Here is a 22,569-nt window from a genome sequence, read left to right as displayed (position 1 = left end):
CAGCTATTTCTGGGCTTGCAAGGCGCTTTGCTGCACGGCAAAACCGGCGCGCACGGCGGACAGGGCCGCCACCCACAGGATCAGGCCCGCACCGAGGCAGCCGATGGGGTGCATGGGGCCATGGCGCACGGTCAGCGGATAGCCGATGGCCCACACGCACAGGGCCATGCCGATGGCCAGGTGGCGGCGCGCCTTGAACAGCCAGGCCAGCGGAAAGAAATGCAGGCCCACGATCAAAATGACGGCGGGAATGAACCACGCCTGCAAGCCCATGTTTTTCAGGACGTTGCCGACGATGAAGATGGCGATCCATTGCCCGGCGTTCACGATATTGAACAGCCGCCCCACGCGTTTCGCTTCCGGCGATTGTTCCGCCGCCGCATGCGCGGCGCGGTGGCGCCGGAACTGGCGCCACGCCAGCATGAACAGCAGAACGGTGATGCCGGCGACCGGCAGCAGCCTGAGCGGATGCGCACCATACGTCTGCACGCACCAGGCGGCCACCCACAGGCCGCCAAACAGGGAAAAGAACATGGCGCCGATGGCGCTACGGGCCAGCGCGGCGGCGGGGTCGGGTTGCGGCAGGGTCATGGCATGGTCTCTCGGCAAGTAAAAACGCTTACTTCATCATCGCACAAAACGTCTCGGGATTGCCGTCAAGAATGACGCCACTGGGCCAGCGGTGGCTGCGCTGCTGGGCGCGCAGCAGGGACGCGGCCAGGGCCGAGTCGCCATCGACGGCGTACACGAAGACGGGCATGTTCAGGCTGGCGGCATCAGCCAGCAGATTCGGATTGGCGTCCAGGCTGCGCGCATCCACATGCACGCCGGTGGGCATGCCGATCTGTTGCTGCACGCGCTGCAGCCACGGCTTGTCCAGCTTGGGTGGGCGGGCATTTTTCGCGATATAGCGGCTGACCCGGTTGGCGCCGGCCGCCTGCGCATTGCGCGCGTCAAACACGAGCAGGCCCAGGTAACCCTGCGGATCGGCGCGGCGCGCGCACGCCAGGTTGTTCGGCACGCCCGACGTCAAAAACCAGTTGCCGTGCTTGATGTTCGCGCGCAACTGTCCCACCAGGGTGGCGATCGGCGCGCACGACGACACCACATCCTTGATTTCCGCATTCAGGGTCTTGGCCGGGAACGCCGTCGCCAGGTCGGCGACATCGGTGACGAAGGGCGGCGTTTCCGGCGTGGCCACGCCGCGGTTCTTCATGCTGGCGGCGCGCCAGTCGTCGGCCGTCAATTGTTTCACGGTGCGGGGCGAGCCCGTGTCGACGACCCTTCCCGTCAGCAAGTCGTGGTGCACCACCCAGCTGCCGTCGCCCAGCAGCTGCAAATCCGTCTCGACGCCGTCCCAGGTGCCGAAATACGTGTTGCGCAGCGCGCTCAGCGAGTTTTCCGGCGCATTGCCGGCGCCGCGGTGCGCATGCATCTTCATGCCCAGGCAATCGGCTTGCGCGGCCGTGCTGGCCATGGAGAGCAGCAAGGCCAGCGCGGCCGCCTTATTTTTGTTGCGGGTGATAGCCATAGTGAATTCCCTGCAAAACATGGATGCGGATCGCTTCGTTGACGGGGTAGCTGTAGCCCTGCCCCACCGCCACGACGTGCGTGATATTGGCCAGGATGGCCTTGCCGGCCAGATTCCAGCGCGTGCTGTCTGGCTCGCCCTGGCGCGTCCAGTCCAGCATTTGCCGGAACAGCTCGCTACGCGTGACGTTGTTGTCCAGCACCGACAGCATGCCCCAGGTGCCCGCAAAGGCCGTCGCCAGCACGCCCGTGGCGATCCAGGCGGAGCGCCGACTCAGCTGCCCATCGGCGCCCGCCTGCTCGCCACGGCGCATGGCCAGCAGCAATAATACGACGGTCGCGATCAGGTACAGCAATTTGGAAAAGTGGCCGATGGCGCCCAGCAGCGAGAAAAACAGGGCCACGGGCGGCACGATGGCGGCGCGCGCCGCTTCCTTGCCTTCGTGGAAGAACCTGCCGCCCGCTTCAAAATCCGTGCGGCTGGCACGGTATTCCACCAGTTTTTCCGCCGTCTGGCGATCCAGGAACTGGTCGAACAGGCGGCCGAACTCGGCCGGACTCGCATACGCGGCCTGCACCGTGGCGCTGGCCGGCAATTTCAACGCTTCGCGCAATTCCGCCTGCACGCCGGGGCGCGCGACAAAGGCGGCAAACGGCAAGCCCGGCGGGATGCGCTCGCCGCGCACGGAGACGCCCTTGCTGGCCGCCTCGGCCGCGTAACGGCGCTTGACGGCGGCGCGGAAGCCCAGCTCGTCATCGGTACGCCAGTTGGCGGGCACGGGCACTTTCTTGCGCACATTGTTGACGACGGCAGCCTGGCGCCGCATCGGCACCGAATGCGGCTGCCAGCCGCGCCGCGACAGGCTGCTCACGTATTCCTGCCACGACGATTGCTGCTTGGCGCGCAAGCCGGCATCGCTGTCGGGGATGATGCCCGCATACAATTCCCACTTGCCGGCCAGCTCGCGCATGGCTTCTTGATATTTGTCATAGTAGCCGGACGGGCCGCCTGCCACCTGGCGCACGTTGGCGCGCACCAGCTGCTCCTTGGCCGGTCCCATGCGCTCGTCAAGATGCCGCACCGAGACGGCCAGGAAGGGGAACAGGGCCAGGAAGGATTTCCCCTCCGGCTTGGCGAACAGGGTGGGATCGTCAACCAGGCCCTGCAGCTGCAAGCTGCCGCCTACCAGCGAACGCTGCAGCAGGGTGGTGTTGAAGGCCATGCGGCGAAATTCCGCGTCGCGCGTATTGACCAGCACATTCACCGTGGTTTTCAGCACGCCGAAGACGACGCCGGCCGTCACCACGCAGCAAACGAGAATCTTGGTCCAGCCCGGCCCGCTGCCATTGTTCTTCAGCCGGCGGCGCCACATCAGTTGCAGCACCACCAGCGCGGCGGCGATGCCCGACAGGCTGCGGCCATAGAATTCCACCCCTTCCACGTCTTCCGGCTTGACGTTGCCCCCCACCACGTCGAGCAGGCGGGCATTGAAGCCCAGCTCGAAGCACAGATACGCGATGGTAAGGACGATCAGGATCAAGGTCTGCCGGATTTGCAGACTGCGCAAGCTGGCGGCCATCCTATTTCCTCAAATCGATGACGACGGGCTTGATTTCTTCCGTCTGGAAACTCATGGCGGCCGGCACGCGCGAAGCACTGTCGCCGGCACGCGCGGCCGGAGCTGCCGCTGCCGGGGCGCCAGGCACGGTGCGGGCTGGCGCGGGCGCTTCCTGCGCCACCTGGCGGCGGTTCCGGCTGGTGGCGCGCGTGGCGGGCTTGGTGGCGGCGGGCGGTGCGGCGGCCGGAGCGGCGGGAATCACGCGCCCGCTGTCGCTGCCCGGCACGGTGGCGATGACGGGGCCGGCGGCCCGCAGAGCGTCGTCGGCAAACGGCTGCGCGCGCGTATCGACGCCGGGCGGCACGGGCACGCTGGCGTTGAGCAGGCGGCTGTCCGTGTAAATCATGCGCGCCAGGCGGTTGTAACTGGGAAAGTCGATATTGAGCGATTTGCCATCGGCCGCCAGTTCCACGCGGGGGCGGTCGTTGCAATTGCCGACCGTCCACTGCAGCACGTCCGTGCCCTGGAACGCCAGCACTTCATAGCGGTAGGCGCAGCCGCGCTCCTGGGTTTCGACGATCACCACGGTGCGCTCGCCCACGTTTTCCACGCGCGCCACGCGGGCCGTGATGGCCTTATCCAGCGGCACGACGCGGAACGCCTGCGACAGCTTGATCGAATACTTGCCCTTCGGATCCTTGCGCAAGGTGCCTTCCGTGCCGTCACGCAAGCGGAAGGTGGAAATCGGCGTGCCGAACAGCTCGGCCGTGTCGAGGCCCATCAACACGCCGCCACGGCCATTCGGCGTCATGGCGCAGCCCGTCAACAGGACGCCGGCGGCCAGGCCCATGGCCAGTTTGCGCCAGTGCGCAGATGCAAAATTCTTATACGTTGCCATACTTGATAACTTTCTCTTATTTCGGGGTCAGGGATTGATCACGGCCAGCGGATTGCCCGGGCCTGGCGGCGGCAAGACTTTCTGGCGGTTGCGCGACAACACAGTGAAGGCGCCCAGGGTGTCCGGTCCGGCGACGATTTCCAGCTGCTCGCGCTGCAGCCAGGTGCGGATTTCCGCCTCCGTGGCCTCGGCGCGGAACAGCACGCGCGTGCGCACGCCCGTCTCGACGCCGCTGCCCTGTGGAGCACCATTGCGGAATTCCGCATTGCCGACGACGGCGCCCTCTTTCGGCAGGAACAGCCACGCCGATTGCACCACCATCACGCTGGCGGCCACGGCCGTGACAAGTTTGAGCCAGCGGCTGGAATTTGCCGCCTGCATTGGCACCTTCACCGGTGGCGCAGTAGCATCGGCCGGAGCGATCTGCAACTGCTGCAGCCCCTGGCGCAACAATTGCCGATACGCCACGCGGCCATCCGTGCCCAGCTCACTCGACAAGGGCGTGCCCGTCAAGGCGTAATCGTCGCCCGGCAAGGCCACGCGGGCGATCACGCCCGGCGCGCTAGTGGCCCCGTTGGCGCGGCCATGCAGCTCCAGCCAGCGCGCCGCCTGCAGGCGCTCCTGGCTGAACACACCCAGGCAGGCGCCCAGGTCCGTCACGGCCAGCGTCACCGGCATGTCGCACAGCACCAGGCCCGCGCGCGGGTCGACGGGCGCGTCGCGCTCCTCGACCACGAGGCCGCAGGCGTCCGCATACGATGTGTCCGGCGTGACGAGCCAGCCGCGCCAGCGCTGCCGCGTGCTGTCCCAGGCATCGAGCAGCACGGCGCCGAAGCCGGGGCGGCGCGCCAGCAGGTGGATCTGTCCGCCCGCGATGGGCCGCCCGGCCAGCGGCGCGGCGTCGCTGCGGCGCGCAAAACGCTGCATCACGTGTTCCGGCACGGCGACGCCGCGCCAGTCGGGGGTAGCGCCCGCCACCTCGTCGTCCAGCACGTCGATGGAAGACGGGGGCGACGGCAGGCGCGCGGCAACGATGGCCAGGGTGGGCGTCAATGCATTCATGCCGGTGGCCTTTCATCCTGGTTCGAGGGAGGGGACGCGGGGTCCAGGTGCAGGGATAACGCGGCCACGCACAAGATATCCAAAACTATTTGCGCCGCCTGCATGTCGCGCGCGGCCAGGGTATCGCCCACGCGCAGCTTGAGCAGGCTCAAGACCCAGCTGCCCAGCAAGGTGGCGCGGTGGGCCGGCTCGACCACCTGGCGCCCCGCGCTGGCAGGCTCGCCCTTCTGCCTGTGGACCAGGCCCAGCTTGCCACCGTGGTAGTGCGCGGAGGCAATCTGCTCGGCCAGTTCCTTGACGGGCATGCCGCCGCAGCCGCAATGGCGCAGCAGCAAGATCAAGTCGCGGGGCAAGGTCGTAATGAAACTGTCGGCCGCCTCGCGCACTTGCTGCGGCGTGAGCTGGTAGTCGCGCAGCGGCTCCGCATAGGCGTCGGGGGCGCGCAGCTCGCAGCCCTCTTGCGCATCCGCATCGTCGTCGTCACGCTGCTTGCGCAGCTGGTCGATGATGAAGCGCTTGAAGTATAGAAACAAGGCACCGACGTGGTGGGGCGCGGCGTCGCTGTCGCTGTGCAAGACTTTTTCGATGAAGAACTGGTGGCGCAGATCGGCCAGGGAATCGCCCAGCGACGCCGCTTCGCGCGGGCGGCACGGGGTCAGCGCGGCGATGACGCGCTGGTAAAACTCGCCCAGTTCGCCTTGTGTCAGCTGCGGGCGGCGGGTCCAGAAAGCATGAATCCGTTCAAATTGTTCCGATTGCACAGCCGGTCCGATCGTGTGTTGGGCGCCACGCGCCACTGGCCGGCGACGACGCGCACCGGCAAACAAGCAATACGCTGGCCAGACAAGAGAAACTTGTCAGTAAGGTAAAATGCATTTAAGCAATTTTCTCATATCACCGTCAAAATCGCTAACTTTTGTTACTTTCACGACAATTCCCGAGACGCCGATGCATCGCCTGATTTCCCTGTTTTTCAGCCTTATCTTTTTACTCTGCGGTAATGGCGTGCAAGCGGCCACGGGGAATGCCGCCAGCGGTCCCGGCAAGCGCATCGCGCTGGTGATCGGCAACGCGGCCTATCCGCAGCCCCTGTTAAATCCCGTGAATGACGCGCGCGCCATGGCCGAACGCCTGCGCCGCCTGGGCTTTGAAGTGCTGCTGCGCACGGACATCAATGCGGCGCAGCTGCAAAAGGCGTCGGCCGAGTTTTCCACGCAGGCGCGCGGCGCCGATATCGCCCTCGTGTTTTACGCGGGCCACGGCGCGCAGGCGGGCGAAGCCAATTATGTATTGCCGCTGGGCGCCAACATGAATGCGCTGAGTGCGTCCGCCATCGCCGCGCAGGGCGTGTCCGTTTCCAGCCTGGCGGGCGACTTGCAGCGCACGGGCGCGCGCGGTGCCGTGCTGATCCTCGACGCTTGCCGCCAGGAATATACGCGCGGCGGTGCGGTGGTGGTCCCCGGCGGCAATGCGGCCAGCCACGGCTTTGCCGATACGGCCGCGCCACGGGGCGTGGTGATCGCCTATTCGGCCGGTCCCGGCGCCCTGGCCCGCGATTTCTGGTCGCCCGATTCGCGCAACAGCCCCTACACGAGCGCCCTGCTCGACGCGCTGGACGCTCCGGGCTTGCCCATGGGCGACGTGTTTTCGCAAGTGGCGGCACGCGTCGCGGCCATGACGCACGACGTGCAAAAGCCCCGCGTCTCGTTCGGCGAAACGTCGGCGCGCCTGGTGCTGAACATGGGCAGCGGCAAGGGTGTCAGCCAGGCAACACCGGGCGTGCTGGCCTCGGGCAACAGCGGCATGCGCGCGCCAGCGCCAGCCATGGAAAAGCCGGCCGCACCGGGCGTCAAGGTGTGGCCAGGCAACGTATTGCAAGACATCAACTATGAAATCCGCATGCAGATCGCGGCCCGCCCGTTTCCCCGCCAGCAACTGGAGAAACGCGCGCGGGGCGGCGACCTGGTGGCGCTGACGGCCCTCGGCTATGGCATCGGCGGCGGCGACGCGGGCATCAAACAGCCGAAGATCGGCATGCAGTGGCTGGAAAAGGCGGCCGCCAAGGATTTTCCGATTGCCCAGACCTATCTGGCCGAATTGCTGATGGTCAAGGGCGACCCCGCCTCGCTGAAGCGGGCGGGCGCGCTGCTGGACGCCGCCTCGCAGGCGGGCTACACGGCCGCCCATGCGTATAAATTCGACCTGGCGCGGCGCACGGGCGCGCCGCCGCAGGATGCGGCCCGGCATTTGCAGGACGCTTTCATGGGCTTGATGAAGGATTACCAGGGCGCCGCCAAAGACCTGATGCAGCCGCCCAAAAAATAATTTCAAATAATTTTGGATTTCCCTGAACTGCCCCCGTTATCCGTGGGTACATGCAATACAGCATGACAGTGACCAGGGAAATCCCATGCAAGCATCCAGCCCAGCAGCAATCACCACCGGCCAACGGGGCCGCATCCTCGCCTACCAAACCAGCGGACAAGGTTCCGTCAGCGTGGCCGGCATTCAACATGCCTTCGACGTCGCTACCCACTGGCGCTCCGACGTGGCGCCCGCCATCAACGCCGTCGTCGACGTGCGCTTCAACGAGTCAGGCGGCCTCGACACGGTCAGCGCCGTGGCGACGCAGCAACTGGCGCAGGAAGAGATGGCCGGCGCGGCGAAACTGGCGCGCGACAAGGGCCAGCAGCTGTGGGGTCAGGCCGTCTCGGCCCTGGGCATCAAGGTGCTGGCCAGCCTGGGCGTGCTGATCGCCAGCGCCTTTGTCTTCAACACCATCGGCATCCGTTTGTTCGCCTCCGTGTCGCGCACTTACTGGCAGTTGCTGGGCCTGTCCGCCGACAGCCTGGAAAGCTTTGCCCGCGATGGCGGCGGCGGTTTTACTTCGGCGCAATTTTTCTTCCTGCTGGCCATTGCCGCCTGCTGCGCCACCATGGCCAGCAACCACCCGAAAGCGGCGCTGGGCAAGTGCGCGCCGCTGCTGTTCATCGTCATCCACAGCAGTTTGCTGTTCATCAAGATCAAGGGCGCCGTCAGCGACGCGGGCAACGCCATGGGCGGCATCATGGGCAGCCGCGCGGCCCGCATGGCCGAGCAGATGGCCAGCGAAATGCTGGGCCAGGTGTGGCAAGGGCTCTCGTTCGGCATCGGCTTTTACCTGGTGCTGGCGTCTTCCATCGTCCTGGCCGCCTACGGCGTCGGCGAATACAAACGCTTAGGAGGCAAGCACTGAAAACCTACTGCGCAGCCCACTTCCGGGTCGGCGTTGCTCACCGTACATAAAGTACGGTTCCGCTACTCAACCCGGCATTGGGCTTGCTCGCTACGGTTTTCAGCGCTGCCGTGACTTTCATAACTCTAAAAATTGAACCCGTCATTACCGTTTAACTCATTTTGAAGGAAATACCATGAACCGCACTTTCCCCGCCCTGCTCGCCATCGCCGTGCTCCTGTCCGCCTGCGGCAAGACGGATAACGCCACACCAGCCGCTTCTGCCCCCGTCGCCGCGAATGTCGCGGACCTGGCCGCCAAGGCGCAAGTAAAGGCGGTGGCTGCCAGCCTGCCGCAAGCGGACGCTGCCACGCCGACGTCCAGCTATGTCGACATCACCAGCGGCAACCAGTTGATGTACAGCTACATCGCCCTGTCCGGCGTGCCGCCCGACTATGCGGCCGTGGCGCAGCGCATCTCGCGCGAATATGCGGGCAGCAACGATGCCTTCCGCAAGCAGGAAGTGCTCGACGCCCTGAAACCGCAGATCGACGCCAAGGTCAATGAGGCGAAAACCCGGCGCTACCTGCGCTACCAGATCAATGGCCAGGGCGCGCTGTCGCCGTACGCCATGGACAAGGCCGCCTTCCCGGCCAAGTTCGCCGAAGCGGGCACGTATTACTACATGTACGACAATGGCGACTACAAGCTGGCGTTCACGAATGGCGACGGCTATTCGCTGCTGAAGGTGGACCAGGATGCGGCCCGCAAGATCGAGGCGGCGCGCAGCGGCTACAAGGACTTCGCCATCGTCGTGTACGCCTACGCCCAGGAAGCGGACATGGCCAGCAACCAGGTCAAGGCGCAGATCGTCAAGGTGGCGGTGAAATTGAATGGGGAAGAAATTCCCGTCAACCAGGCGCAGTAGAACGGCCTCGGTTACACTGTTCGCCACATTGCATCGGGATAGCGACATGGGCGAACAGACACTGGCGGAACAACATCTGGCAAACGGGCAACGGCTGCAACAGGCGGGCAAGCTGATCGAAGCGATCAATGCCTACCAGGCCGCGTACAAGCAAGACCCGGCCCTGGCCGAAGCGCAGCATTTCCAGGGCCTGGCCATGCTGGAATTGGGCCAGGGCGCCATCGGCCTGGGCCTGTTAAAACTGTCGCTCAAGCAACAGCCCGACAACGCCCTGTTCCACTACAACCTGGGCAACGTGCTGCGCGGCACGGACAGCGAAGCGGCGCTGGCCAGCTACGCCACGGCGGCGCGGCTGGCGCCGCACGAGCACGATTTCGCCATCAGCCACGCCGAATTGCTGTTGGGGAAACAGCGTTTGCTGGAAACCATCGCCGAACTGGAACGGGCCCACGCCCTGCGCCCGCAGCGTTGGCAAACCCTGCAGGGACTGGCGGAGCTGTATTACCGCACGGGACAGCAGGAACTGGCGCTGGCCCGCTACGCGCAAGGCCTGGCGCTGCATCCGGCGCTGGCGCAAACGTGCTGCATCGGCTTTGCCAGTCCGCAAGCGGAACAGGCAGAAACATTGACGCCGCTCAATGTCGCGGCCACCCTGCACGATTTTATCCGCGAAACGGACTTGCACATCCTCGACGATTTCCTGCCCGACCCGGCCGCCTGGCGCGCGCAGGCGCTGGCGTTGCCGTTCGAGCAGCAGCGCTATGCGGGACAAAACTATCCGGGCAGCCAGACGGCGGGCCAGCCCAGCCAAGCCATCATGGAGCGCATCGCCACGGCCCTGGGCCGCCCCATCCGTTTCATTTCGCCCGACAATGGCTCGTACCGCCTCAGCTATGCGGACGCCATGGCGCGCACGGATATCCACGTGGACAATGAGACGGGCAACAATTTCAATTTCTATGCGGGCGTGCTGTATCTGAACCCGCCCGAGCAGTGCCGGGGCGGCACCACCTTCTGGCGCCACCAGCCCAGCGGCTGGTACCGGAGACTGCCCGAAGCGGACGTCAAGGCGGGCGGCTACGCCAGCTTCAAGGATTTCCAGAAACGCTGGCTGCCGAACAGTAAAGTACAGAAATTCAACGACTTACAAGAACAGCGCGACAGTTGGCAAGCGCTGCTGGAAGTACCGATGCGCCACAACCGCCTGATCGTCTACAAGGGCCATTACTTTCACTCGATCAGCAATGTGTTTGGCGACACGCCTGAAAATGGCCGGCTGGTGCAGCTGTTTTTCTTTGAAGTGCCCGATTAAGCATGCTGCGCGGGTATTGTCGGATTACGCCCTGCGGGCTAATCCGACCTACCTGTCTTTTTTGAAGTGCCCGATTAATTGGCGGTAAAAAAATTTCCGAAGTTGGTGACGGCGCCGAAGAAAATGTTCAGGGCTAGGCGCCGTGCCGCAGGCAGTACGAATGTACGACAAGGCACGGCAACAACGCCATGGACGTTTTATTCGGTGATCGTCAATACATGTCTGCAGCCGTGGCGCGTACTGCCTTCAACAACATGTCCGCGCCCGGCGACAACAGATGATCCTGCTGGCGGATGATGCCGAACGCATCCATCTTGCACGGCAACTCGATGGGTAAAATGCTCAGCACGTTCAACGATTCGTAGTAATGGGCCACTTCCGTCGGCATCACGTGCAGCGAGTCCGTTTGCTGCAGCAAGGACGTAATCAGCAACAAAGCCGTCGTGTCGACCACGTCGACAGGCGGCTCCTGTCCCGCGCGGCGGAACATCATGTCGAAGCGGTGGCGCAGGATGCTGCCTTGCGGCGGCAAGATCCACGGCTGGCCCGCCAGGTCTTTCAATTGCAGATTCTTGCGCGACAGCAGCGGATGGCCATTGCGCGCCACGGCGCTGGCCGGCTCTTCCGTCAATTCCTCGTAGATCAGGCCGGCGCTGCTTTCCTTTTCCAGGATGCGCCCGATCATGAAGTCCAGGGTGCCGTGCTGCAGCATGTCCATCAGGGTATTGCTGTGCTCCAGGTGCACGCCGATGCGCATCAGCGGCGCCTGCTGCTTGATGCGGGCGATCGCGCGCGGCAGCAAGGCCATGGCCGGCGTCATGATGACGCCCACTTCCACCTGGCCCGTCAAGCCCGACTTCAGGGCGACGATGTCGTCATGCGCCAGCGACAGGCTCGTCAGGGCCATGCGCGCGTGGCGTATCATCGTCTCGCCGTAAATGGTCGGCTCCATGCCGCGCGGCAACCTGTCGAACAGGCGCACGTCCAGCATCTCTTCCAGGTCCTTGATTTGCTTGGACGCGGCCGGCTGCGTCATGTGCAATTCTTCCGCCGCGCGGTGGATGTTGCGCTGCTCGTCAAGGGCGATCAACAGCAGCAATTGCCGCGTCTTCAGGCGGGCTCGCAAGAACCAGTTGGGGTTGAGGGTATCCATGAATAAATCATATCATGATCGATATCGGTTCTAACTCAATATCGATGTTATAGATATCGGTGTGTCTCCTTTTTGTGCGTAGTCAACGAGCGTTCAGGATGCCTTGCAGGCGGCGCTGGGATTGGCGGCCGGACCGGCCGTCTGCTGGATGAATTCAATGGTGCCGTCGGGCTTGTATTTCAGCTCTTCCACTGCCACGGAGCGCCGGTATTCTCCGCCGCCGGGCAACTTGTCGTTGTGATAGAAGATGTAGGACTTGCCGTTGAATTCGATGATGGCCTGGTGAATGGTTTTCACGACGGCATTCTTGTCCATGATGGTGCCGCGGAAATGCCAGGGACCTGTCGGCGTCGGCCCTGTCGAATACGCCGTTTCCTCGGGGAAGTTGCGCGAGTACGACAGGTAGTAGGTGCCCGCATGCTTGTGCATGTAGGCCGCTTCCGTAAACGCATCCATGCCGAAGGTCAGGATCGGGCCGTCCAGCTCCGTCATGTTCGCTTTCAGCTTGGCGTATTTCAAGACCGTGTTGCCCCAGTAGATGTAGGCCTGGCCGTCCGTATCGATGAAGACGGCCGGATCGATGTCGTCCCAGGGAATGGCCGTCTGCTTCGTCATGTCGTTCGTGATCAGGGCGCTGCCGCGCGCATCGACGAACGGCCCGGTCGGGCTGTCGGACACGGCCACGCCGATGGCCTTGCCGGCGATGGTCTTGTGGTCGACGGTCGAATAAAAATAGTATTTGTTGCCGCGCTTGACGATGTCACCGGCCCAGGCATCCTTGCCGGCCCACGCGAAGGTCGAGTAACGCACGGGCGAGCCGTGGTCCGTCCAGTTCGCCATGTCGCACGAGGAATACACGCGCCACTCGTTCATGCGGTAATCCGTATCCGTGGCGCTCGCTTCATCGTGGCCGACGTACAGGTACACTCTGCCATTGTCGACCAGCGCGGCCGGGTCGCCCGTGTAGATATTCTTCACGATGGGGTTGGCCGCCTGCACGCCGAATGGGGCGCAGGCGAGCGCCGCCGCCATGCCGATGGCTGCGGCAAGTGTGTGTTGCTTGAACATCAGATTAACTCCCGTTGGTATTTTTCTGGCCCATGGCCATCAGTCTTTGCACGACGCAAAAGACAAACAGCAGGCCGCCGATGACGATCTTGGTCCACCACGAGCTGAGCGTGCCGTCGAAGGCGATCAGGGTCTGGATGGTGCCCAGCACGAGCACGCCCGACAGCGCACCCGCCACATAGCCGTAGCCGCCGCTGAGCAGGGTGCCGCCGATGACAACGGCGGCAATCGCGTCCAGTTCCGTGCCTTGCGCATGCAAGCCATAGCCGGACAGCATGTAGAACGAAAACAGCACGCCGCCGAGCGAGGCGCAAAAACCGCTGAAGGCATAGATCAGCACCTTGGTGCGGCCGACAGGCAGCCCCATCATCAAGGCCGATTGTTCATTGCCGCCGATCGCATACACGGCGCGGCCGAACGGCGTGGCGTGCGCCAGCCAGATGGCCAGCAGCAAAGTGACCACGGCGATCACCACGCCCGGCGAGACAAAACCACCGAGAAATTGCAACTGCGTCTGCGACATGGCGACGAACAGCGGATCATCGATGGTGATGGAGTTGATGCTGATCAAGTAGCACAGCCCGCGCGCCAGAAACATGCCGGCCAGGGTGACGATGAACGGCTGCAATTTGAAATAATGGATCAGCGCGCCCATGCTGGCGCCAAATACGGTGCCCAGCGCCAGCACGGTGACGATCACCAGGAGCGGCGGCCAGTGCGCCACGTTGAGCAGCCAGGCGGCAATCATGGTCGACAGGGCCAGCACGGAACCGACGGACAGATCGATGCCGCCGGACACGATGACGAAGGTCATGCCGACGGCGATAACGAGCAAAAAGGCGTTATCGATCAATAAGTTAAAAATGACCTGCGTCGACAGCAGGCCCGGGTAGGCGGCGCCGCCCAGGCCCAGCATCACCACCAGCAGCAAGACCGTGACGAGCGAGGTGAAATACGGGGTGTGCAGCAAGCCCTTCATGCTTTTCTCCGATGCAGCAATTGCTTGAATTCCGACGATTGCGACAGGCAGACGAGGAAGACGACGACCGACTTGACGACCATGTTGACTTCCGGCGGCACGCCCAGCGAATAGATGGTGTAGGTCAGGGTCTGGATGATGAGCGCGCCGATCATGCTGCCGACTAAGCTGAACTTGCCGCCAGCCAGGGACGTACCGCCCAGGGTCACGGCCAGGATGGCGTCCAGTTCCAGCATCAGGCCCGCGTTGTTCGCGTCGGCGCTCTTGATGTTCGAGCTGATCATCAGCCCCGACAGGCCCGCGCAGGCGGCGCAAAAGACGTACACGAAGAAGATCAAGGTCGCCGTCTTGATGCCGGCCAGGCGCGCGGCGACGGGGTTGATGCCGACGGCCTGGATGAACAGGCCCAGGGCGGTTTTCCGCATCAGCACGGCCGTGATGAGGAACACCAACGCCACGAGGAACAGCGAGAACGGCAAGCCGAACAAATAACCGCTGCCGATGAAGAAGAAGGGCTGATAGTAGACGGTGACGATCTGTCCATCCGTCAACAATTGCGCCAGGCCGCGCCCCGCCACCATCAGGATCAAGGTGGCGACGATGGGCTGCAAGCCCAGGCCCGCCACCAGCACGCCATTCCAGGCGCCGCACAGCAGGGCCGCGCCCAGGGCGGCCGCCAGAGCCCAGCCCATGGGAATGTTGCTTACATAGGTCGGCACGCCGTTGTCCATCACCATGGTGCCGCCGATCAGCATGGCGGCCACGGTGCCGGACAGGGCCACAACGGCGCCCACGGAAATATCGATGCCGCGCGTGGCAATGACCAGGGTCATGCCCAGCGCCGCCAGCATCAGGGGCGCCGCGCGGTTGACGATGTCGATCACGCTGCCGTACAAATGGCCGTCACGGATTTCCAAGTGGAAAAAGCCGGGGATGGCAAAGAAATCGACCAGCAGCAGCAAGCACAGCGCGGCCAGCGGCCGGCTCAGGGGGTGATGTAAAACAGTATGCAAGGCGGACGTACCCATAGTGGAAGCCGGACGCGCCAGCGGCGCGCTCGATGGCGTGGATAAACTCATGTGGCGTCTCCGGCGATCACTTGCAGCACGGAACTATCGTCGAGCTCGCCGCGCGCATAGTCGCCGCAGGCCTTGCGGTCGCGCATGACGAGAATGCGGTCGCTGCAGCGCAGCACTTCCGGCAATTCGGACGAGATGAACAGGATGGCCATGCCCTTGCGGCACAGTTTGGCCACATAGCTCATGATTTCCTGCTTGGCGCGCACGTCGATGCCGCGCGTCGGTTCATCGAGGATCAGCATGGCCGGCGACGTCACCAGCCAGCGCGCCAGCAAGGCCTTCTGCTGATTGCCGCCCGACAGGCTGCCGATGGGGGTTTCGATGCTGGCCGTCTTGATGCCCAGCGCCTTCACATATTCGTCGGCCAGCGCCTGCTGGCGTTTGAACGGGATGGCGCGCAGCAAGCCCGTGCGGGCCTGCAAGGCCAGGATGATGTTTTCGCGCACGGACAGCGACAAAATCGCGCCCTCATGCTTGCGGTCTTCCGAGCAAAAGCCGATGTCCCGGGCAATCGCATCGCGCGGCACGCTGAAGTGGCGTGGCTGGCCCTGCATCGTGATCGTGCCGGAATCGGCCTTGTCGGCGCCAAACAGCAGGCGCGCCAGTTCCGTGCGGCCCGAACCGAGCAAGCCGGCCAGGCCCAGCAGTTCACCCTGGCGGATATGGAAATCCATGGGCAGCAAGGCGCCCTTGCGGCCCAGTCCCTGCGCTTCGAGCACGGTGGGACCAAAGCTGGCGGCGCCCGCGTCTTGCGCCAGATCGAGCTCTTGCGCCACGGTGTCGGCCGCCACGCCGATCATCTTGTTCACCAGCGCCAGGCGCGACAGTTCGCTGCACGCATACTCTCCCTCGCGCTCGCCATTGCGCATGACGGTGATGCGGTCGGAAATGGCATACGTCTGGTCGAGGAAATGGGTGACGAACAGAATCGCCATGCCCTGCTCGCGCAGGCGGCGCAGCACGGAAAACAGCAGATTGACTTCCGCCTCGTCCAGGCTGGACGTGGGTTCATCGAGGATCAGCACGCGGGCCGAAATGTTCAGCGCGCGCGAAATGGCCACCATTTGCTGGATGGCCAGCGGAAAGCTGGACAGTTGCGCCGTGACATCGATATCGATCTGCAATTGCTGCAGCAAGGCACGCGCCTGTTGCTGCATGCCACGCCAGTCGATAGCGCCAAAGCGGCGCGGATAGCGGCCGATAAAGATATTTTCCGCCACCGACAGGTTCGGGCACAGATTGATTTCCTGGTACACGGTGCTGATGCCCAGTCCCTGGGCATCCGAGGTGGACGCGGGCGCAATGGGCTTGCCATCGAGCAAAATCTGGCCGCTGTCGGGCGTGTAGACGCCCGTCAGCACCTTGATCAGGGTCGATTTCCCGGCACCATTCTGTCCCATCAAGGTGTGCACTTCACCCGGATACAGGCGCAGGGCTACGTCGCTGAGGGCTTTGACGCCGGGAAAGGACTTGCTGATGCCGCGCAACTCCAGCAAGGGAGCTGGCGCGGCATTGTGTTTCACTTGCGTCTTCATCATGCGGCAAGCTTAGTACTTACGGTTCGGGAATTCCTTGGCGGCCACCTCGGCAGGGAACACGCCTTCCACCGTCGTGATACGCGCTGGCACGGGCTTGCCGGCCACCACATCGCGGGCGATGGACATCAGTTGCGGACCCAGCAGCGGGCTGCATTCGACGGTCACGTTCAGCTTGCCGGCGATCATGGCCTCGAACGCGCCTTTGACGCCATCGATGGAGATGATGATGATGTCCTTGCCCGGTTTCATGCCTGCTTCTTCGATGGCCTGGATGGCGCCGATGGCCATGTCGTCATTGTGCGCGTACAGCACGTTGATCTTCTTGCCTTCGGCCTTGAGGAACGCTTCCATCACTTCCTTGCCCTTGGCGCGCGTAAAGTCGCCCGTTTGCGAACGGATGATCTTCATCTTCGGATTCTTGCCCACCACTTCCAGGAAGCCCGCCTTGCGGTCGATGGCCGGCGCGGAACCGACCGTGCCCTGCAGTTCGACGATGTTCAGCGTCGCATCCGGGGTTTTCTTGGCGTGTTCGAGCAGCCATTGGCCCGCGCGGCGGCCCTCTTCCACGAAGTCGGAACCGATGAAGGTCACGTACAGCGATTTGTCGGCCACGTTGACGGCGCGGTCCGTCAAGATGACGGGAATCTTGGCGGCCTTGGCTTCGCGCAAGACGGTATCCCAGCCCGATTCAACGACCGGCGAGAAGGCGATCACATCGACTTTTTGCGCGATGAACGAGCGCAGGGCCTTGACCTGGTTTTCCTGCTTTTGCTGGGCATCGGCAAATTTCAGGGTGACGCCATCTTTCTTGGCGGCATCCTTGATGGAGACGGTATTGGCGGTGCGCCATTCGCTTTCGGCGCCCACCTGCGAAAAGCCCATGACGAGGGGCTTGGCGGCGAAAGCGGAAGAAGTAGCCAAGGTGGTGGCAGAAGCGGCCAGCAGCATGGCGCTGGCGAGGAGTGTGCGGCGTGTCAATGTCATTCTTGTCTCCAGTTTTTTTTGGAATACCATCACAGCCGGATGCCGGATGGGCGGTTTTTTATGAACCCATGGTAGGAGAAAGCAACATAGCCATCCAATCAATTCTTTTTCGCTTGCGATACCGATTTGCGTATCGGTAGAACGAGCCGGGTCCTTCTTCCCTCAGCGCAACAGGCGCAGTCCGTACAGGCCGCCCGCCACGGAATCCTTGTCGGCGACAAATTTCACGCTGAGTTTGCCGTTGCCAGCCGCCACCAGGGCCTGGGGAATGGCGATATCGAGCGTGTGCAGTTCCTGCGGCGCATCGGCCGCCACGGTGACCGTTTGCAGTTTCGTGCCGTTGAGCAAGACGTCAAATACGCGGCCCGCATCGAGGGTGGACAGGGTCAGGCGCAGGGTTTTCGCTTCGGCTTGCGGGTCGCTCAGTTCATAGCTGAACCAGCCCGTCGCATGGCGCCAGTGCCGGCCCTTGTTGACGCCGTTTTCTCCCCCTTCGGCCTGGAAGTTGTGGTCGGATTCCGGCTGCTGCTGCCCGGGCGCCACCTGGTCGATGGTGAGCGCGTCGAGCGCCAGGCGCTCGGATTCCGCCTGGCGCGTGCTTTCCTGCAGCTGCGCCAGCCTGGCCGGCGTGGATACTGGCCAGTACAGCATGTAGCGAGAGTCATGCAGGCGGAAGAACGGGATCAGTTTTATACTCGCCGCATCCTTGCCCTGGATCAAGCCGGGCGCCGTAAACGTCAGCGGCTGGCCCTTCACGGGTTTGATTTTGCGCATGAAATCCTGCTCGTCGCTGACGAACAGCGGTGACGATTCCAGCGGACACACTTGCCCTTGGGCGATATGCCCCATGCGCGTGTCGTCGGCAAAATAGTTCAGTTGTTCATGGGCGAACGGCTGCGTCTTGGCGGCCAGCACGATGGGACCATGCAGCACGGCATAGTAATTCGACTGGTCCGGCATCTGTTCCAGGCGCGTCGTCATCGGCAGCACGACATCGACGCTGTCGCCCGACTTCCACGCGCGCGTGATCGTCACGTACTCGCCCGGCACGCTATTCACGCGCAGCGCCTTGCCGTTGAGTTTGACGCGCAGCTTGCCCTTGGCTACCCACCGCGGGTAGCGGATCTTCAGGCTGAACGTTTTACTTCCTTGCACCGTGATGCGCGTCGTGTCACGGTCGGGGAACCGGGTCGATTGGACGATCCTGACGCCCTGCTCTTTCCAGTCCAGGGTGGACGCCATGAACAGGTTCACGTACAGCGCGTCACCCTCATGCGCGTAGATGAACTCGCCATACTTGGCCTGGCTTTCGATGCCGGAACCCACGCAGCACCACATGCCCTTGTCCACTTGCGAATACACGCGGTAGTGGTTCGGGCGCATGGGCGTAAAGTAGACAAAGCCGCCCGTGCCGGGGCGCTGCGACGACAAAATGTGGTTGTACAGGGCGCGCTCGTAGTAATCCGCGTAGCGCACCTGTTCGTCGCGCTGGAACAGCTGTTCCGTCAGCTTGAGCATATTGTAGGTATTGCACGTTTCCGGCCCTTCGACCTCTTCCACCATCGAGGAAAAGTCGTGCTCGTCGTGGAAATGTTCCTTGACGCTGTTGCCGCCGATGGCCACCGTGCGCTTGTCGTGCACGGTTTGCCAAAAGAATTGCGCCGCCTGCTGCCAGTCGCGCCGGCCCGTCAGCGCGCCGATGCGCTCGAAGCCGATCACCTTCGGGATTTGCGTATTCGCATGCAAGCCCGTCAGCTTGTCCTGTTGCGCCACCAACGGTTGCAATATGGCCTGGTGCGAAAAGCGCACGGCCAGGTCCAGGTAGCGCTGCTCGCCCGTCATGGCGTAGACGTCGGCCAGCACTTCATTCATGCCGCCGTGCTCGGCACGCAGCATCGCTTGCATCTGTGCATCCGTGAGCGAGGCCGAGAGTTTCACGGCCCAGTCCGACAAGGCGATCAGCATGGTTTTTGCTTGCTCGCTGCCCGCCTGCTGATACGCGTCGCGCAAGCCGGCAAACACCTTGTGCAGGTTGTACCACGGCACCCAGCGCCCGTTGACGGAAAAGGTGTCGGCCTGCATGTCTCCCTTGGCGATGGCTTGCCAGGCAGCGTTGCCGTCGGGAATGCCGCCCAGGTAGCCGTTGCCATTGGCGTCCTGGCATTGCTTCAGCTCCGCCAGCATGTAGTCGAGGCGTTCGCGCGCCTGCGCATCGCCCGTGGACGCCACCATCAGCGCCAGCGCGGACAGATAATGCCCGCCCAGGTGGCCATCCAGGCCCGTCGACTCCCAGTTGCCATAGCTGGGCTGCACCTGCGGCAAGCCCGCCTCGCGGCGGAACGGCGCCAGCAATTTGTCCGGCTCGAAGGCCAGCAGGTAGTGCAAGTCCGTCGTCTGCGCATCGAGGAACGGTCCCGTCCCCAGGCGCACGGACGAGAGGGGAAACAGTTCCGCTGCCTGCAGGACAGGCGTGGCCAGGCCGCCGGCGGCCAGCGCCAGCGTCAACAAGGTCTTTTGCATGGCGCGTCCTTAGGGTTTGGCGGCCGGCAATTCGCGGCTGCGATAGCGGTTCAAGTCGCGGGGATCGACTTGCGGCCAGCCGTCCTTGTCCCACGTCATGGGCAGGATCTTGAGCTTCTGCAAGTAATTGTCCGCCGTTTCATATGCGTGCAGCACCAGGTAATCCTTGCCGTCAAACGTGTAGGCGCTGTTGTGGCCCAGGCCCTTCCAGTCCTTGTCGCCTTTCAGCAGCACCGTGCCGCCGCCCTGCGCCATGTCGCGGCCATCCCTGTCCAGGTAAGGGCCCGTCACGCTGGTCGAGCGGCCCACGGCCAGGTGATACGTGCTTTTTTCCTTCTGGCAGCACAAGCCCCAGGAAACAAAGAGAAAATAATCGCTGCCGCGCTGGAAGATGAACGGCGCTTCGATTTCCTCCGGTGCGGGCTTGAATTCGCCGGCCCTTGGCGGCAAGGGCACGCGTCGCGCCAGGGAATGCCACTCTTGCGGTTCCGCAATACGGGTCCAGTCGGGCGTCAGTTTTACCAGCTTGATGCCATTCCAGAACGAGCCGAACGACATCCATGGCGTGCCCTTGGCATCGGTGATGATGTTCGAGTCGATGGCGTTCCACTCGTCGCGCTCGGGCACGGATTGCAGCAGCATGCCCTGGTCCACCCAGCGGTAGTCGGGCGAACGGGGATTCAAGGTGGTGTTGACGGTCACGCCGATGCCCGACGTGTTCTTGCCGAAGCCGGACACCGAGTAGTACAGGTAATATTTTCCGTCATGAAATTGCACGTCGGGCGCCCAGATATGGTCGTCAAACGATGGCGCGGCCGTCCTGGCCCAGGTCGGCTGGCCGGCAAACACGCGCCCTTCCGGCTGCCAGTCGAGCATATTCTTCGAGCTGTAAAAGGTGATGCCGGGCCCCGTGCTGTACAAATAATACGTGTCGCCTTCCTTGGCCATCACGGGGTCGTGCACGCTGACCTGGGCCGCGTGCGCGGCAGCCATGATCGCCAGGGTGCTCAGGATGGCGGCCGCGCCGCGCGTCAACATGTGCATCGTCTTCTCCAAAATGGTCAGCCGGCCCATCATGCGGGCCGGCTTGATGAATGACAAGGGGTGGCAGGCTAGTCGACCGCCACCACGACGACGGCCTTGGCGGGCACCGACACGGTCAGCTTGCCGCCTTGCGCCTTGGCATTAAACGCCACGGGCTGCACGGCTTGCGGTTGCGCAAAGCTGTTGACGGCATCCATCTTGCCTGCGGTCAGCACGCGGCCAGTCACGGCGGTCACTTTTTGCCCCGCCAGCGCCACGCTCACGTCGACGGCCTTGTGCGGATTCGTGTTGACCAAGGACAAGTACACCTTGCCATCCTTGGCGCGCGCGGCCGAGGCGCTCACTTCCGGAATACTGACCTTGCCCAGGCTGTACTTGCCATTGCCATTGATGGCGACCGGTAACGATGTGGCATCCTGGAACGGCACGTACATTTCAAACGCGTGATACGTGGGCGTGAGGAAATATTTATCCTTGTCCGTGATGATCATCGCTTGCAGCACATTGACCATTTGCGCGATATTCGTCATGCGCACCCGGTCCGCATGGGCGTGGAAAATGTTGAAATTCAAGGCGGCGACGAGTGCATCGCGCAAGCTGTTTTGCTGGAACAGGAAACCCGTGTTGGTGCCCGGCTCGACGTCGTACCAGGTGCCCCATTCATCGACGTACAAGCCCGTCTTTTTCGAGGGATCGTTCTTGTCGATGGCGGCGAGATTGTTCTTGATCAAGCTATCGATGCGCAGGGTGCGGCTCAAGGTGGAAATCCACTCATTTTCGCCAAAGCCCGTGGCCGCGCCCTTCTTTTCCCACACGCCGGTCGGCACCGTGTAGTAGTGGAAACTGATGGCGTCCATCATGTTCGGCTTGATTTCGCGGCTCAGGGTGCTGGACCAGCTGATGTCGTCGTCATTGCCGCCGCTGGCGATGAATTTCGGGCGCGCGCTTTCCGGCGTCTTCATGAAGGTGTGATAGTGCTTGTACAGGTCGGCGTAGTACTGCGGGCGCATATTGCCGCCGCAACCCCAGGCTTCGTTGCCGATGCCAAAGTAATCGACTTTATACGGCTGGGCGCGGCCATTCTTGCGGCGCAGTTCGGCCAGGGTGGACTTGCTGTCCGACGTCATGTATTCCAGCCATTCGGACATTTCCTGCGGCGTACCGGAACCGAGGTTGCCGTTGATATAGGTCTGTGCGCCCAGCAACTCAGCCAGATCGAAGAATTCATGCGTGCCGACGGCGTTCGATTCTTCCACGCCGCCCCAGTTGGTATTGACCTTGGTCGGACGCTGGGCGCGCGCGCCGATGCCATCCTTCCAGTGGTATTCATCGGCAAAGCAGCCGCCCGGCCAGCGCACCAGGGGCACGTGCAACTGCTTCAGCGCGCCCAGCACGTCGTTGCGCCAGCCTTTGGTATTCGGAATGGACGATTCCGGCCCCACCCACATGCCTTCGTAAATGCCCGTGCCCAAGTGTTCGGCGAACTGGCCGTAGATGTTTTTATTGATCACGGAACCAGGCTTGGCCGCATCGATGGTGACGCTGACGGGCGCGGCAAAAGCGCCGCCGACGGCCATGGCCAGGCTGAAGGCCACGATGCTGGTGTTGATACATTTCATGCTGTCTCCTGTTTTTAAGTGAAAAGCAAGGGCCGGGATCGACCCGGCAATGGATGTGGCGATGCCTCTCCTGCCGCGGGGT

General features: G+C 63.2%; 19 protein-coding genes. 4 read left to right on the top strand and 15 right to left on the bottom strand.

What is annotated here, in order from left to right; genetic code table 11:
- Positions 1-3 precede the first annotated feature (3 nt).
- From O3299_RS20780 to O3299_RS20755, 6 genes are all read right to left on the bottom strand, one after another.
- On the bottom strand, positions 4-591 hold the full coding sequence (locus O3299_RS20780) for a hypothetical protein (RefSeq protein ID WP_251349484.1): 588 nt from the start codon (positions 589-591) through the stop codon (positions 4-6).
- A 28-nt stretch (positions 592-619) separates the two neighbouring features.
- Complete coding sequence (locus O3299_RS20775; protein WP_305053765.1) at positions 620-1,531, bottom strand: glycerophosphodiester phosphodiesterase family protein; 912 nt, start codon at positions 1,529-1,531, stop codon at positions 620-622.
- Positions 1,506-3,110: a hypothetical protein gene (locus tag O3299_RS20770; protein ID WP_305063108.1), complete on the bottom strand. Its 1,605-nt coding sequence runs from the start codon at positions 3,108-3,110 to the stop codon at positions 1,506-1,508. The genes O3299_RS20775 and O3299_RS20770 overlap by 26 nt, the downstream gene beginning before the upstream one ends.
- A 1-nt stretch (position 3,111) precedes the next feature.
- Positions 3,112-3,939 (bottom strand): hypothetical protein, encoded by an 828-nt coding sequence (locus O3299_RS20765; protein ID WP_305063107.1) that lies wholly within the window; start codon positions 3,937-3,939, stop codon positions 3,112-3,114.
- A gap of 75 nt (positions 3,940-4,014) precedes the next feature.
- Complete coding sequence (locus O3299_RS20760) at positions 4,015-5,049, bottom strand: hypothetical protein (RefSeq protein ID WP_305063106.1); 1,035 nt, start codon at positions 5,047-5,049, stop codon at positions 4,015-4,017.
- Complete coding sequence (locus O3299_RS20755) at positions 5,046-5,810, bottom strand: hypothetical protein (RefSeq protein WP_305063105.1); 765 nt, start codon at positions 5,808-5,810, stop codon at positions 5,046-5,048. Before O3299_RS20755 ends, O3299_RS20760 begins: the two co-directional genes overlap by 4 nt.
- Positions 5,811-5,997: 187 nt before the next feature.
- Between O3299_RS20755 and O3299_RS20750 the strand changes: the two genes are divergently transcribed.
- From O3299_RS20750 to O3299_RS20735, 4 genes are all read left to right on the top strand, one after another.
- Positions 5,998-7,374: a caspase family protein gene (locus O3299_RS20750; protein ID WP_305063104.1), complete on the top strand. Its 1,377-nt coding sequence runs from the start codon at positions 5,998-6,000 to the stop codon at positions 7,372-7,374.
- Positions 7,375-7,459: 85 nt separating this feature from the next.
- Positions 7,460-8,284 (top strand): hypothetical protein, encoded by an 825-nt coding sequence (locus O3299_RS20745; RefSeq protein WP_305063103.1) that lies wholly within the window; start codon positions 7,460-7,462, stop codon positions 8,282-8,284.
- A gap of 175 nt (positions 8,285-8,459) precedes the next feature.
- Positions 8,460-9,191 carry a hypothetical protein gene (locus O3299_RS20740; RefSeq protein WP_305063102.1) on the top strand — a complete coding sequence of 244 codons (732 nt, stop codon included), beginning with the start codon at positions 8,460-8,462 and terminating at the stop codon, positions 9,189-9,191.
- 46 nt (positions 9,192-9,237) lie between these two features.
- Positions 9,238-10,503, top strand: a complete 1,266-nt coding sequence (locus O3299_RS20735; protein ID WP_305053757.1) for a DUF6445 family protein — start codon at positions 9,238-9,240, stop codon at positions 10,501-10,503.
- Between the two features lie 211 nt (positions 10,504-10,714).
- Here O3299_RS20735 and O3299_RS20730 read toward each other — a convergent pair whose 3' ends face one another.
- From O3299_RS20730 to O3299_RS20690, 9 genes are all read right to left on the bottom strand, one after another.
- Positions 10,715-11,656, bottom strand: a complete 942-nt coding sequence (locus O3299_RS20730; protein WP_034752932.1) for a LysR family transcriptional regulator — start codon at positions 11,654-11,656, stop codon at positions 10,715-10,717.
- A 93-nt stretch (positions 11,657-11,749) separates the two neighbouring features.
- Positions 11,750-12,724, bottom strand: coding sequence for a glycoside hydrolase family 43 protein (locus O3299_RS20725; RefSeq protein WP_151092107.1), 975 nt, complete (start codon positions 12,722-12,724; stop codon positions 11,750-11,752).
- 4 nt (positions 12,725-12,728) lie between these two features.
- On the bottom strand, positions 12,729-13,703 hold the full coding sequence (gene yjfF / locus O3299_RS20720; protein WP_070279994.1) for a galactofuranose ABC transporter, permease protein YjfF: 975 nt from the start codon (positions 13,701-13,703) through the stop codon (positions 12,729-12,731).
- Positions 13,700-14,731 (bottom strand): ABC transporter permease, encoded by a 1,032-nt coding sequence (locus O3299_RS20715; protein WP_289906101.1) that lies wholly within the window; start codon positions 14,729-14,731, stop codon positions 13,700-13,702. The genes yjfF and O3299_RS20715 overlap by 4 nt, the downstream gene beginning before the upstream one ends.
- A gap of 47 nt (positions 14,732-14,778) precedes the next feature.
- Entirely contained in the window at positions 14,779-16,320 is a 1,542-nt protein-coding gene (locus O3299_RS20710; protein WP_305063101.1) for a sugar ABC transporter ATP-binding protein, read from the bottom strand.
- 9 nt (positions 16,321-16,329) lie between these two features.
- Complete coding sequence (locus O3299_RS20705) at positions 16,330-17,304, bottom strand: ABC transporter substrate-binding protein (RefSeq protein ID WP_077398584.1); 975 nt, start codon at positions 17,302-17,304, stop codon at positions 16,330-16,332.
- A 162-nt stretch (positions 17,305-17,466) separates the two neighbouring features.
- Complete coding sequence (locus O3299_RS20700) at positions 17,467-19,824, bottom strand: beta-L-arabinofuranosidase domain-containing protein (RefSeq protein ID WP_305063100.1); 2,358 nt, start codon at positions 19,822-19,824, stop codon at positions 17,467-17,469.
- A gap of 9 nt (positions 19,825-19,833) precedes the next feature.
- Positions 19,834-20,868 carry an arabinan endo-1,5-alpha-L-arabinosidase gene (locus O3299_RS20695; protein ID WP_305053754.1) on the bottom strand — a complete coding sequence of 345 codons (1,035 nt, stop codon included), beginning with the start codon at positions 20,866-20,868 and terminating at the stop codon, positions 19,834-19,836.
- Between the two features lie 68 nt (positions 20,869-20,936).
- Positions 20,937-22,487 (bottom strand): alpha-N-arabinofuranosidase, encoded by a 1,551-nt coding sequence (locus O3299_RS20690; RefSeq protein WP_305053753.1) that lies wholly within the window; start codon positions 22,485-22,487, stop codon positions 20,937-20,939.
- Positions 22,488-22,569 lie beyond the last annotated feature (82 nt).

The sequence above is a fragment of the Janthinobacterium sp. SUN176 genome (assembly GCF_030587335.1).
Taxonomy (GTDB): Bacteria; Pseudomonadota; Gammaproteobacteria; order Burkholderiales; family Burkholderiaceae_D; genus Janthinobacterium; species Janthinobacterium kumbetense.
This window is presented reverse-complemented; position numbering and strand designations above follow the sequence as displayed.